Source organism: Chitinimonas sp. BJB300, assembly GCF_002735695.1.
Taxonomy (GTDB): domain Bacteria; phylum Pseudomonadota; class Gammaproteobacteria; order Burkholderiales; family Chitinimonadaceae; genus Chitinimonas.
Genome location: NZ_PDZH01000015.1, coordinates 1 through 12,784, shown reverse-complemented (window position 1 = coordinate 12,784; position 12,784 = coordinate 1). Strand labels below are relative to the sequence as shown.

Genomic DNA, 12,784 nt, shown 5'->3' with positions numbered 1-12,784 from the left:
GGAGATACCCGGGCTTATTTGGCATTAAGCCGCTGTATGGTTTCCAATAGCACCTCGTGTGAAGGGTCTAGTTTGCTGCCTTCAGCCCAGATTTTGCGCGCTTCACCATGTTGCCCATGGCGCCATAACGCTTCGCCATAATGTGCTGCTATCTCTGGGTCTGGCAGGCCTTGATAGGCTTGTTTTAACCATCCAACAGCTTGTTCTATATTGCCGCGCCGCAGTTCCAGCCAGCCCATACTGTCCAGGATGACAGGGTTGTCGGGTTCTTTGGCCAGTGCTTGGCGGAGTAACGACTCTGCTTCGTCGAAACGCTGAGTGCGATTGGCCAGTGTATAACCCAATGCATTGAGACCAAGCGGGTTATCTGGTTTCAGGCTGAGATATCGGCGTAGGTCGCGCTCTGCTGCGTCTAATTCACCGAGCTGCTCAAGTATAAGAGAGCGGTCATACAAAAAGTCGGTGTTATCTGGGAAAGTCTGAAGCCCCTTATCCAGCGTGGTGCGTGCCTGAGTAAGGTCCTTTAATTCCCGCCACAGCTGGCCTTCAAGCTGCAAGCGTGCGATCTGGTCGTCTTCACTGTCATTGGGTAAGCGATGTAATGCAGCCAAAGCACCGGCCTTGTTGCCAAGTTTTGCCTCGATACGGGCCAGTCGCGTAGCGGCCTGTATGCCGAGTTCGCCATCGCCCACCAGGGCATAGTGGTCACGCGCGGTTGTTAGTTTGAATTGCTCTTCCGCCACAATGCCGAGGTAATAGCGCAAAGCGTCGGGTTTGCGAACACCTAGTTTTAAGGCACGGTTGAGGGCGGCTTCTGCCGAGGCATAGTTGCGCATCTGGATGGCGGCCAATGCTTCGCCGATGGGGAATTCAACTTCATTTGGATAGGCGGTACTCAATTCTGCGTAGGCTTGGCGGGCTTTATCGTAATGCTTGCCTTCGGCGAGTTCCCTGGCTAAGCCGGATTTTATGTCGCGCGATTTTGGCAGTCTTAGGCTGGCGGCCCGTAAATAGGTGATGGCGTCTTCAGGTGACTTGGTCTCAGTAACCGCTGCGCGGTACAGGATGGCTGTTTCCCAATCTGGCCGCAGTTGTACCGCTTGATCCGCTGCTGCAAGTGCCATCTCTATTTCGCCGGCATTGTTGGCGGCGAGGGCATTTGCCATCGCTGCTTCTGGCAATTGCGGATAAGGTTTGGTCAGTCGTTGCGTGAGTTGCAAAACGGCTTGCTTGTCGGCTTGCGCAGGCCAAAGTGTATGTGTCTGAAGGAAAATACCCGGGGCATCCATCGGGCGGTCGATCAGCCATTGGCTAAGCTCGGCTTCTGCATCTTGTAGGCGACCGCTGCGCGCCTGCAGATTGAGCAACATTTGCCGGGGTGGGAGCTTTTGCGGCTCCAACTGGCGCCATAGCTGGGCGGCAACCAGCGCATTATCCAATTTGCCGGCAGAGTAGGCTAGCTCCAGCGCTCTGCGCGCTGCGCGAGGGTCTTTGGTGAGGCGCGCCAGTTCCAGCCATGTATTGGCGGCCAGTGGTTTGTCGCCCCGTTGGGCGGCAACGTCAGCCAATAGAAAGCCGAACAACAGCTCTTTGCTAAGGACTTGCTTGGGGTAGTTGGCCTCATCCTCGGTTGAATTCGCCTCACTAGGGTCCGATTCGATATCGGTTTTGCTGCTGGTTGGGTTTGCGGATGACGCTTGGTCTTTGGCGGGCCCTATACCCGTTGTACTGGCGCAGCCGGTAAGCAAGGCTGCTGTTAGGAGCAGGCTGGAGGTCTTGGCGGAATAGTGAGGCATAGCAAGTTATCCTTGGCCGCCGAAGCGGCATTTTCGGCCATGGTATAGTCGGTCGCCTTCATTCCTCAAGTCATAAACCATGCCCGAGCTGCCGGAAGTCGAAACAACCCGACGTGGCATAGAAGCAGCCATTGTGGGGCACACCCTGCAGAAAGCGCTTGTACGTAATTCATCTTTACGATGGCCGGTTCCACCTGATCTCTCTGACATTGTGGCCGGTCGTCGAGTTGTTCAGGTTCTACGCAGGGCAAAATATCTTTTATTTGATATTGAACATGGACACTTGATTTTACACCTTGGTATGTCGGGTAGTCTGCGCGTTGTTTCGGCGGACTTACCAGCGGAAAAACATGACCATTTGGATTTGGTATTTTCCAATCATTCGGAACGTCGCGCATTGCGATATCGCGACCCGCGTCGTTTTGGCGCTGTGCTTTGGCAGCCGGGGGAACTGTTTTCTCACCCATTACTCCATCGACTGGGGCCTGAACCCCTTGGCTCGGAATTTACTGCGATTTATCTTTTTACCGCATTACGGGGTAAACGTTCAGCGATTAAATTAACACTGATGGATAGTCAAATTGTAGTCGGCGTAGGGAATATCTATGCTAATGAAGCATTGTTTCGAAGCGGGATTGCGCCGAACCGACCAGCGGGTGAATTGACGTTGTTGGAATGTGAGCGTTTGGCGGGGGTGATTCGGACGACTTTACTAGAGGCAATTGCAGCAGGTGGTAGCACGTTGCAGGATTTTGTCGATAGTGATGGCAAGCCGGGATATTTTCAGCAGAGTTATTTTGTTTATGGCCGTGCTGGGCAGCCTTGTTTGCGTTGTGGTACGGAAATTCGTCAAACCCGGTTGGGTCAGCGTTCCACTTGGTGGTGTGCTCGCTGTCAGCCCGGTTAATCGATGCCTTTATCCGCAATATCGCTTTAGACCTGAAGGGCGGTAATCTGCAGCGGATAGCCGTGCTTGCATCACCGGGCATGGCGTTATTTAATGACAACGGGTTTTAATCGTAGAGCGTGCACAAAACCATTAAGTTGGTCGCCGCCAAGAGGGGGTTTACAAATGCCACAAGACAATCTGGTTGCCAATTTCGAAGCTTACAGCGAATGGCGTGGCAACCTCATTCAGCGTATTGGTGATTTACAACGCTGGTTGTCGGAGCAAGATCTGAACGATGCGCAAACTAATATGCGAATCCAGCATCTGCTCGACAAGCTGCGTGATGACAAGCTCAATATTGCATTTGTGGCGGAATTCTCCCGTGGTAAATCCGAACTGATCAATGCCATATTCTTTGCTGAATATAAGCAAAGACTACTTCCTTCTTCCGCCGGGCGTACCACAATGTGCCCGACGGAATTGCAATACGATGCTGGTCGACCTAATTGCATCCAGCTGTTGCCGATTGAAACGCGAGCGAGCGATACAACAACGTCCGAATACAAGCGCTATCCGGAAGAGTGGACTACGGTGGCGCTCGACGTGGAGTCGGGTGATGCCATGCTGGATGCATTCCAACAGGTTGGTATGCAAAAGCGAGTAACGGTTGCCGAGGCCACGAGATTGGGTCTGTTTGATCCGGAGGATGCGGATCATCAAATCTCCGTCCAAAACGGCGAGATAGATATTCCGTGCTGGCGTCATGCGATAATTAATTTCCCGCACCCTTTATTGAAGCAAGGCTTGGTCATTCTTGATACTCCTGGCCTAAATGCGATTGGTACCGAACCAGAGCTGACACTTAATCTCTTGCCGAATGCCCACGCAATATTGTTCATTTTGGCGGCGGATACAGGTGTAACCAAAACGGATATCGATGTCTGGCGTAATCACATTGGCCGTGCGCAAAGTGGTCAGCGTGGTCGATTGGTTGTGCTGAATAAAATTGATGGTTTATGGGATACCCTCAAGACCACTGCGCAGATTGATGCGGAAATAGAAAAGCAGGCACAGACCAGCGCCGATTTATTGGGAATTCGCCGTAGCCAGGTATTTCCAGTATCTGCACAAAAGGGTTTGGTCGCCAAAATTGGTGATGATCAGCCGCTGCTTGCCCGCGCCCGCTTAGCTGATCTGGAGCGGGCCCTATCGGAAGACTTGATTCCCTTCAAGCAGGAAATTGTGCGCGATAACACGCACACAGAGGTCGAAGACCTCGTTCTTGCGACTAGGGGTATCTTGAGTACCCGTCGAGAAGGTGTGAAAGAACAGCTTGATGAGTTGACGGCCCTGCGCGGCAAGAATCGCGATGTGATCGAGCATATGCTGGACAAGATCGGCGAAGAGAAGGTGCATTTCGAGCGCGGTATGCAGCGTTTCCAGGCTTTGCGTAGCGTGTTTTCTCAGCAAACGAATGTGTTATTTGGTTATCTAGGAATGGATGGCTTAAAGAACCGTATTACGCGCGCGCGCACAGAAATGGAGGCGTCGAGTTTCTCTTCCGGGCTTACCAGTGCCATGCAGAAATTCTTCAAGGATGTTAACGGTAATATCAGTAAGTCGGCTGAACAAGTGGCTGAAATTCAGGCCATGATGGCGGGCATGTATAAGAAATTCAGCGAAGAACATGGCTTGGGTGCGGTAAGTCCACCTCCCTTTTCTACTTTGAAATACCACAAAGAAATTGCTCGGTTAGAAAAGAGTTTCCATGAGCATTTCAATACTTTTGGCGCAATTCTAACGACGACACAAAGTACTTTAACCAAGAAATTCTTTGAAACGATCGCCAGTCGTGTCGTTTATGTCTATGAAGTAGCTAATCGTGATGTAGAGAACTGGCTGAAAGCAGTAATGGCGCCAATGGAAACGCAGGTAAGAGAGCATCAAATGCAACTGCGTAGGCGTTTGGAGAGTGTAAAACGTATTCATAAAGCGACTGACACGCTGGAAGACCGGATCGAAGAGCTAAATGAAATTGATACGGGTATTCGACAGCAATTAACTGAGCTTGAGGCGCGACTCAAAGGCTCGTATGAGGCGCTTAATGCACAGATGGAGCCTGTAATTAGGCAGGCAGCATGAAAAAATCAAATTACCTTGTCATAATTAACTTGATTGCCGTATTTTTTATTGGTAAGCGGGTTGATTTGAAGTAACACTACGTTGCATAATTAGTGCAACGTGTTTCAAAACATATAATTCCAAATCCCGCTTCTGGAGAATCGAAAAATGGTAGATCTGTCTGGTTTAAACCTGCCGCAACTGTATGAATTGGAAAAGAACCTTGGCCGTGAGATTGCTCGCCGCAAGGTTGAAGATAAGCAAAAGGCAATTGCTGATTTGCAAAAGCTTGCTGCTGATCGTGGCTTTAGCCTCTCTGAGCTGTTGGGTGCTGAAGGTTCGGCCAATAAGCGCGTTTCTGTTAAGCGTGGCCCAGTCGCCGCCCAATTCAAGAATCCCGCTAATCCAGAGCAGACTTGGACTGGCCGTGGCCGTAAGCCACAGTGGGTAGCCGATCATTTGGCTAGCGGCGGAAGTATTGACGCCCTGCGCGTTTAATTCGCAGCGCACCAAAGCTAAAAAGGAAGCCTAGTGCTTCCTTTTTAGCTTTGGTGCAGCTTACTTGTTGGTGATGAGCGTTAAGGTTGCTCGTGATAAGCTTGGCGCCATGCGTGGCCAATTGCCAATCTCCTATCTTGCGCGTGCAAGCGTACCTTCGTGGTTAGGTAGACACTTTCTGCTGGCTTGGCACGCAGTCATACTGGTGACAAGCCTTTACCCGTTTACCGGTTGGCGTTATATGGGTGAGCCAATTCTGGCTTTCCTGATTTATCCGCTGCCTTATTACCATACTATTGCCGATAACAGTCTGAATTGGCTGGCTTATCTCCCTCTGGGGTATGCTTGGGCGATAACTTTTCGCTGTCGTTGGTATGCACCCTTATTAGCGCTCTTGTTTGGGGCGGCATTATCTACTGGCATTGAGTTTACGCAACAATTCCTACCAGACCGTGTCGCGTCTAATCTCGATATTCTTTACAACTCAGTAGGTGCGCTTTGTGGCGCTTTATTAGCTGGGATAACGACCAAGCTGTTGATTGTCCGTGCGTGGTATGTGCTCAGGCAGCGCTGGTTTGCTGAGGGTGCATTGACTGACTTTGGTTTGACGGTGTTAGTACTGTGGTTGTTGACCCAATTAAATCCAGCGGTACCTTTATTTGGCGTAGTGGTAAAGCCGGAAGGTATTCCCCAGCCGTGGGTTTCTCCGATTGCAGATGCATTGCTATTTTTGCGTGGTCTGGAGATTCTGGGGGTGATGCTGAGTTTATTGGCGGTGACCCTGATCTTGGTGGGTACGCTTGCTCAGCGGCGCTATGCGGTGAGGGCGATTGCAGCTTTGGTAGTGTTGTCTCTGCTGATCAAAGTGCTCTTTGCAGGTATGTTGCTGAAGCCCACGGAATTTTTGGCATGGTTCAATCTGAATGTCTTGATTGGGGCATTGGTTGCATGGGCGTTACTGGCCGTGTTATTGAAGCTGAAAAGGCGCTGGCAGATGATGGCTGCCTTGGTGTCATTGGGGCTGGCACAATTGGTTGAAGCCTTCTGGCCGTTGACTGCTTCCAGCCACAGCATGGCTAGCCTATTCAAATGGAGCTATGGCCACTTGCGGGATTTCAATGGCCTGACCCAGACGTTGTCGGAAGTCTGGCCCTGGCTGGCTACGGTTTACCTTATCTGGCGGATTGCACATGACTGGCGTCGCTCTGCGCAGCCCACGGTTGTTAGCAGCTAGCAGTCATGGAGTCGGCGTTACTTGCAGCGGTAGCGCACTGTTCACGAAAGGCTCATTCCGAAGCAGCTTCTGATACATGCTGGGGTCTTTCCATTCGGCTCGACATTGATCGGAGAACATCACATCCGTTAGCTGTATGGTACCCATGCGCGGGTTATACGCATCGGCCCGAAAGCATTGTGCATAGCCGGTTTCGGTTTCGTGCGCGATGACGGAATGTAGGGTCACGCCTTGTTCTCCATTGGCCATGCGGGTGTTTTGCAGGATGGCATCAATGATGACAAAAAACATGCGCGAGAATTGCTCGGCGGAGGGGGACACCGGCATCGAAATCCAACGAGCTGAATAGCGTTTTGCCCAGGCGATATAATCAGATTCGTCTTTATCCCAAAAGCAGATAGCGTGATCGAAGGCATCAATTATGTCGCGGATGGTGCCTTTCATCAGACCGAAGTCGTACACCATCTGGCCGTGATCGAGCGCATCGGCTTCCAGCAGTACTTCCACCTTGTAGCTGTGGCCGTGGATGGAATAGCGGCAGCGGTCACTGCTGCAATTGCGCACGATGTGCGCATTCTCGAACTTGAATAGCTTGCGGATTAGCATTAGCGATGGTCTACGTAGTAATGGCCCCAATTGTGCCATCCATACAAAAAAAAGCCACGCAAAGGCGTGGTGGGACTAAGTAGTACATGAGGCTGCGAACTTCTTGGTGCAAAGCACCTTAGCATTTCGCCCCCTTTGCAGGGGCTATCGAGTAGCACCTGCACCCTGAGTTGCGTAATAAGATCGTAAACAAGTACTAAAGCATGATAGTCACAGACATTGAACAGATTGTTAGAAGGCCGCGACCACTGCGCCTTTGTATTTGTCTGTAATGAATTTTTTAACCTCAGGCGAGCTGAGTGCGGCGGTCAGCTTCTTGATGACCGGTGTGTTCGCATTGTCGGCACGGGTTACCACATAGTTCGCATAGGGCGAATTGGCATCCTCAATCACCAACGCATCTTTGGCGGGGACGAGCTTGGCTTCCAGTGCGTAGTTTGCATTAATCATGGCGATATCGACCTGATCTAGCACGCGTGGTAGCGTCGCCGCTTCCAATTCCTTGAATTTTAATTTCTTCGGATTGCCAATCACGTCTTTCGCTGTTGAAAGAATGTTGGTGGGGTTTTTCAGCGTAATGACCTTATGTTTAGCTAGCAAAATAAAGGCCCGGCCGGCATTGGAAGGGTCATTCGGGATGGCGATTGTTGCGCCTTCCTGTAGCTCAGTAATCGACTTCACCTTCTTCGAATAAGCCCCGAATGGTTCCAGATGGACTGCCAATCCAGGTAACAGGCTGGTGCCGCGATTTTTGTTGAATTCACTCAGATAGGGCTTGGTCTGAAAGTAATTGGCATCGACGCGTTTTTCAGCCAGTTGCACATTGGGCTGAACATAGTCGGTAAAGACCTTCACATCCAATTCCACCCCTTGTTTGGCCAGAGTGGGTTTGATAAACGCGAGTATCTCGGCGTGGGGAACGGCGGTGGCTGCCACGGTTAGTTTTTCAGCCTGGGCAGACAGAGCGGCAAACCCAGCGGCTGCGATTAAGAGTGATTTGAAACGTTGCATGATTCAAGCCTTGTTTGTATTTATGGATGCGTTGGGGAGCCCGGTGGCGCACATAGCCTACGCACCGGTTTAAATTCATTTACGCGTTGCACGCTTTACCAACCAGTCACCCGTCATTTGCAGCAGTTGAACCAATGCCAATAGCGCCAGCACGGTTACCACCATCACTTCGGTTTGGAAACGCTGGTAACCAAAGCGAATTGCCAAGTCCCCCAGGCCGCCACCGCCGATTACACCCGACATAGCGGTGTAGGACACCAGTGTGACGGCTGTGACGGTAGTTGCCGCCAATAGGCCCGGCAACGCTTCGGGTAATAGGGCGCGTGTCACGATTTGCCATAGCGTGGCACCCATGGCTTGGCTGGCTTCGACAATGCCACGATCGACTTCGCGCAAGGTGGCTTCCACCAAGCGGGCAAAGAAGGGAGCCGCGCCAACGACGAGTGGAGGAATCGCGCCTGCCACGCCGATGGAGGTGCCAACCAGCTTGACGGTGACGGGTATCAGGATGATGAGCAAAATAACAAAGGGCAGGGAACGCAACGCATTCACCACAAATGACAGCAAACTGTAGGCAGGCTTGTTGGCCATCAGCTGCCGAGGGCTCAGCAGGTATAGCAATACACCGAGCGGTAAGCCCAAGATAATGGTGAAGCCGAGGGATACGCCCAGCATTGTGAGTGTGTCCTGGGTTGCCAGCCAGATATCAGCCCAGTCGATTACACTCCAGTCAAAACCAATCTCATTCATACCGTCACCACATCGCAGCGTACGCCGCGTTCTTCAAATGCACGTTTTGCCAATTCGGCATCGCCGTTGAAGCCCACAATCAATTGGCCATAAGGCCGGTCTTTGATTCGTCCCACACTGCCTTGCAAGATGCTCATTGGCGCAGCAAGCGCTTGGCCAATCTGGGCGATGACCGGTTCGTAGGTTGTTGCATCGACGAAGGTAAGGCGTAGAAGCGTCCCAGATACATTCCCAAGCTTGCCAGCCAAGTCGAGCGTTGCCGCGTGACCGTCTTCCGCCACCATATTGCGTGTGGCTTCATGTTGTGGATGCAGGAATACGTCGGCCACAGGGCCGCGTTCAACTATCTGGCCCCCTTCGATGACAGCTACCCGGTCACATATTGCTCGTACAACAGCCATTTCGTGGGTGATCAAAACAATGGTCAAACCAAGGCGACGATTGATGTCGAGCAGGAGCTGCAGGATGGATTGAGTAGTCTGCGGGTCCAGCGCGCTGGTTGCTTCATCGCATAACAGCAGCTTGGGGTGATTTGCGAGGGCTCGCGCAATGCCTACGCGCTGCTTTTGTCCGCCTGAAAGCTGGGATGGATATTGCTCGCGCTGGGCATGCAGGCCAACCAACTCAAGCAACTCATCCACCCGTGTATTGATCGCGGTTTTGGAAAGTGCCCCGGCTAGCTCCAATGGGAAACGAATGTTGTTGGCTACGCTGCGGTGGTTGAGCAAGTTGAAGTGCTGGAACACCATGCCGACCTGACGGCGCAAGACACGTAAGCCCGCAGTATCGAGACAGGTGGCATCCTGGCCATCAATCAGTACCTGCCCCTGGTCGGGGCGCTCCAGCAGGTTCAGCGTGCGCAGCAGGGTGCTTTTACCCGCACCGGAGCGGCCGATGATGCCAAAGACTTCACCTGTCTCAATCTGAAGATTGATATCGCGCAGTGCAATGACTTGGCGTCCATCGCCTTCATAGGTCTTATTGAGATGATGAAGGGCGATCACGGGATATCCACTTTCCAATTCTGTAAAAAAACACCCTTACGTTCTAGGCAAGGGCGGTGACTGTACTCTATCGAAGGCTTTTATTCCTGCGAAGTGGGTGTTTTCCTGTAATTTTTTGATTTTGGTTATTAAATTAAAGCCAGCCTCGCTGTTTTGCCGCATTGGGCAGTTCACTTAACTGATGTAAGGCCAAATCAACGATGGCGCTTTGCCGTGGCTTTGGATTTAGCCATACCGTGCGCATGCCAAGTCGCTTGGCTGTATATAGGTTATTGCGGGTGTCTTCTACCATGACGCAATCGCGTGGATCTATCTTGTAGCGTTGCAACAGGTGGCGGTAGCCAGCGAAATGGGGCTTGGGGCGAAAGTCCGTGTGCTGGATTGCAATCAGTCCATCGAAGTAGTGAGTGATGCGTAAGCCATGCAGGACAGCGCGTGCATAGGCTTCCGGTGCATTGGTGAACAGAATCTTACGGCCTGCCAGTTGGCGTAATACGGCGTGCAGGGCACGCATGGGTCGTAGCTGTTGTTGCAGGTTGGGAAACTGGTGCGTGTGGTACAGGAAGTGTTCGGCCTTCACGCTGTGATGTCGTAACAAACCGGACAACGTAGTACCGTAGCGTTGCCAATAAAGTATACGCAGTACATCGGCCTCGGCCTGGCTTAACCCGGTGTGTTGCACCATATAGTTGCTCATCAGCCTGTTCATCTCTGGAAAGATATAGGGCTCGGCATCATGCAAGGTATTATCCAGGTCGAAAATCCACACGGTGGGCATAGGATGGGGTAGTGGGTAATTGTCGATGAGGTCTGGATAGGGCTTTATGACATCCTGATTCAGACTACTTGGAACCTGTCTACGGCGCTTACTGCGCAGCCGAGATCAGGGCTCATGCGCAGCTCAAAATCCTCATGTACCTATGTACATTTCGGTTTTTGCGCTGTGCTTCACCCTGCTGACGACTGCTCGCGATAGATCGAAAGCAGGTTCTTGGGAAAAGAAAAAGCCAGCACATAGGCCGGCTTACAAGATAGAAGGTTGGCGAGTCTAGCCGTGGATGTAATGTTCCAATTGTTCAATCAGAAATTTTTGTTCAGCGATCTGCTCGCGGACAAGGTCTGTAATGGACAGCACCCCGAGTACGTGGTCGCCTTCACATACGGGTAGATGGCGGAAGCGTTTTTCCGACATGATGGCCATGCACTGATCCACTGTCTGGTTTGGTCTCGCTACGATGACCCGCTTGGTCATGATGTCGACAATCGGTGTGCCTGCTGATGTCTTGCCCTGCAGAACCACTTTGCGGGCATAGTCACGTTCCGAAAAAATCCCGAGCAGACGCTCCCCTTCCATCACAAGCACGGCACCGATGTCTTTTTCGGCCATGAGTTGCAGTGCTTGGTAGACCGTGGCGTCAGGCGGCACCGTAAAGATACCGGGGCGAGCCTTTTCCTGCATAAGTTGCTGGGCGGTTTTCATGCTGCACTTTCTCCATTCGTAGTCAGGACTGCTTTGAACTGAGACATGAAGCCACTATAGCAGCGCTGGAGCCAGACCCAACCAGCAGGCATGCTGCAGCGCAATAGCTCGGCTTGGGTTTTTGGACCGGCTCATAAGGCTTATGTTGCAGATTAGCCCTGGTACTTGGATGAAATGGAGGGCTCGGCATGATTTTTTTGTTTGGTATGCCGGATAAATTGCCCTCTCGGCGCGGAGGCTTACTCGTCACGTTTGATCATGGTGCCGACCCCGTGGTCGGTCAGTACTTCCAAGAGAAGCGCATGCTTTACCCGTCCATCGATAATGTGCACAGCGTTGACGCCATTCACGGCGGCTTCCAAAGCGGAAGCGATTTTGGGAATCATGCCGCCGGAGATCGTGCCATCGGCGACCAGTCCATCGACAATTTTTGGCGTCAGCCGCGTGAGTAGCTGGCCCTTCTGGTCCAGCACCCCTGGTGTGTTGGTCATCAGGATCAATTTTTCAGCGTCCAGCACTTCAGCCAGTTTACCGGCCACCAAGTCGGCGTTGATATTGAAAGCTTCGCCAGCACTGCCAACACCAATCGGCGCAATAACCGGAATGAAATCGCGTGTGTCGAGCAGGGCAACCAGTTCGGGCGCGATTGATTCCACTTCCCCAACTTGGCCGACATCTATCTGTTCGCCGTCTTTATCACCTTTTAGGTACATCTTCCTGGCGCGGATAAAGTGACCATCCTTACCTGTCAGTCCGACTGCCCGGCCGCCATGTTGGTTGATCAGGCTGACGATCTCCTTATTCACCAGGCCGCCCAGTACCATCTCGACGATGTCCATCGTTTCGCTGTCGGTAACCCGCATTCCCTGGATAAACTGGCCTTGCTTACCGACACGATCAAGCATGGCATTGATCTGCGGGCCACCACCGTGCACGACGACAGGGTTCAGTCCAACCAGTTTGAGCAGTACGACATCGCGTGCGAAACCTTCCTTCAGATCGGGGTCGGTCATGGCATTGCCACCGTACTTGATCACAATCGTCTTTTCATTAAAACGACGGATGTAGGGCATGGCTTCGGCAAGCACTGCGGCTTTGGCTGCGGCAGTCTGAGGCGAGATCGGTTCGATCACGGGCATGGCGCTTCCTTGATAGGATGAATGGGAGCGATTTTAACGCCTATCCCTTAGCTGCGGCGTACGCCAGGCTTGTCCGCAGGTAAACTGAGCGCGTAGATTCCGAAAATAAATAAATACCCATCTAATTAGCTGATGTTACGCAGTGCATACGATAACCTGTCGCCATGAAGAACAAAGAACTCGATTTGTACACCGACTATTTGCTGAGCACGTTTGGCGCGGCGACAGCAACGGGCTTGTCGGCGATGGTAGGTGG

12 protein-coding genes are annotated in these 12,784 nt (G+C 52.0%); 4 read left to right on the top strand and 8 right to left on the bottom strand.

Annotation, left to right across the window (positions count from 1 at the left end; genetic code table 11):
- Positions 1-14 precede the first annotated feature (14 nt).
- Positions 15-1,796: a tetratricopeptide repeat protein gene (locus tag CSQ89_RS04115; protein ID WP_099404921.1), complete on the bottom strand. Its 1,782-nt coding sequence runs from the start codon at positions 1,794-1,796 to the stop codon at positions 15-17.
- Positions 1,797-1,875: 79 nt separating this feature from the next.
- Between CSQ89_RS04115 and mutM the strand changes: the two genes are divergently transcribed.
- The 4 genes from mutM to CSQ89_RS04095 all read left to right on the top strand — a co-directional run bounded on the left by mutM (position 1,876) and on the right by CSQ89_RS04095 (position 6,538).
- Positions 1,876-2,703: a bifunctional DNA-formamidopyrimidine glycosylase/DNA-(apurinic or apyrimidinic site) lyase gene (gene mutM, locus CSQ89_RS04110; RefSeq protein WP_099404920.1), complete on the top strand. Its 828-nt coding sequence runs from the start codon at positions 1,876-1,878 to the stop codon at positions 2,701-2,703.
- Between the two features lie 165 nt (positions 2,704-2,868).
- Positions 2,869-4,827 (top strand): dynamin family protein, encoded by a 1,959-nt coding sequence (locus tag CSQ89_RS04105; RefSeq protein ID WP_099404919.1) that lies wholly within the window; start codon positions 2,869-2,871, stop codon positions 4,825-4,827.
- Between the two features lie 147 nt (positions 4,828-4,974).
- On the top strand, positions 4,975-5,304 hold the full coding sequence (locus tag CSQ89_RS04100) for an H-NS histone family protein (protein ID WP_099404918.1): 330 nt from the start codon (positions 4,975-4,977) through the stop codon (positions 5,302-5,304).
- Positions 5,305-5,509: 205 nt separating this feature from the next.
- Positions 5,510-6,538, top strand: a complete 1,029-nt coding sequence (locus CSQ89_RS04095; protein WP_158228894.1) for a VanZ family protein — start codon at positions 5,510-5,512, stop codon at positions 6,536-6,538.
- A gap of 3 nt (positions 6,539-6,541) precedes the next feature.
- Here the strand turns inward: CSQ89_RS04095 and CSQ89_RS04090 are convergent, their stop codons facing one another.
- The 7 genes from CSQ89_RS04090 to argB all read right to left on the bottom strand — a co-directional run bounded on the left by CSQ89_RS04090 (position 6,542) and on the right by argB (position 12,528).
- Positions 6,542-7,144, bottom strand: a complete 603-nt coding sequence (locus CSQ89_RS04090; RefSeq protein ID WP_099404916.1) for a 6-pyruvoyl trahydropterin synthase family protein — start codon at positions 7,142-7,144, stop codon at positions 6,542-6,544.
- Between the two features lie 231 nt (positions 7,145-7,375).
- Positions 7,376-8,155: a MetQ/NlpA family ABC transporter substrate-binding protein gene (locus tag CSQ89_RS04085; protein WP_099404915.1), complete on the bottom strand. Its 780-nt coding sequence runs from the start codon at positions 8,153-8,155 to the stop codon at positions 7,376-7,378.
- A gap of 75 nt (positions 8,156-8,230) precedes the next feature.
- Complete coding sequence (locus CSQ89_RS04080; RefSeq protein WP_099404914.1) at positions 8,231-8,905, bottom strand: methionine ABC transporter permease; 675 nt, start codon at positions 8,903-8,905, stop codon at positions 8,231-8,233.
- On the bottom strand, positions 8,902-9,909 hold the full coding sequence (locus CSQ89_RS04075; protein WP_099404913.1) for a methionine ABC transporter ATP-binding protein: 1,008 nt from the start codon (positions 9,907-9,909) through the stop codon (positions 8,902-8,904). Before CSQ89_RS04075 ends, CSQ89_RS04080 begins: the two co-directional genes overlap by 4 nt.
- A 133-nt stretch (positions 9,910-10,042) precedes the next feature.
- Positions 10,043-10,687 (bottom strand): pyrimidine 5'-nucleotidase, encoded by a 645-nt coding sequence (locus CSQ89_RS04070; protein ID WP_099404912.1) that lies wholly within the window; start codon positions 10,685-10,687, stop codon positions 10,043-10,045.
- Positions 10,688-10,957: 270 nt separating this feature from the next.
- The gene (locus CSQ89_RS04065) at positions 10,958-11,389 is read right to left on the bottom strand and encodes a CBS domain-containing protein (protein ID WP_099404911.1); all 432 of its coding nucleotides are present in this window, start codon (positions 11,387-11,389) and stop codon (positions 10,958-10,960) included.
- A 239-nt stretch (positions 11,390-11,628) separates the two neighbouring features.
- On the bottom strand, positions 11,629-12,528 hold the full coding sequence (gene argB / locus CSQ89_RS04060) for an acetylglutamate kinase (protein WP_099404910.1): 900 nt from the start codon (positions 12,526-12,528) through the stop codon (positions 11,629-11,631).
- Between the last annotated feature and the right edge of the window lie 256 nt (positions 12,529-12,784).

Bases quoted from the DNA above. Each gene is read 5' to 3' on its own strand.
- CSQ89_RS04070 (WP_099404912.1), bottom strand. From the start codon at position 10,687: ATGCCCACCGTGTGGATTTTCGACCTGGATAATACCTTGCATGATGCC.
- argB (WP_099404910.1), bottom strand. From the start codon at position 12,528: ATGCCCGTGATCGAACCGATCTCGCCTCAGACTGCCGCAGCCAAAGCC.
- CSQ89_RS04100 (WP_099404918.1), top strand. From the start codon at position 4,975: ATGGTAGATCTGTCTGGTTTAAACCTGCCGCAACTGTATGAATTGGAA.
- CSQ89_RS04115 (WP_099404921.1), bottom strand. From the start codon at position 1,796: ATGCCTCACTATTCCGCCAAGACCTCCAGCCTGCTCCTAACAGCAGCC.
- CSQ89_RS04105 (WP_099404919.1), top strand. From the start codon at position 2,869: ATGCCACAAGACAATCTGGTTGCCAATTTCGAAGCTTACAGCGAATGG.
- CSQ89_RS04080 (WP_099404914.1), bottom strand. From the start codon at position 8,905: ATGAATGAGATTGGTTTTGACTGGAGTGTAATCGACTGGGCTGATATC.
- CSQ89_RS04085 (WP_099404915.1), bottom strand. From the start codon at position 8,155: ATGCAACGTTTCAAATCACTCTTAATCGCAGCCGCTGGGTTTGCCGCT.
- CSQ89_RS04090 (WP_099404916.1), bottom strand. From the start codon at position 7,144: ATGCTAATCCGCAAGCTATTCAAGTTCGAGAATGCGCACATCGTGCGC.
- mutM (WP_099404920.1), top strand. From the start codon at position 1,876: ATGCCCGAGCTGCCGGAAGTCGAAACAACCCGACGTGGCATAGAAGCA.
- CSQ89_RS04065 (WP_099404911.1), bottom strand. From the start codon at position 11,389: ATGAAAACCGCCCAGCAACTTATGCAGGAAAAGGCTCGCCCCGGTATC.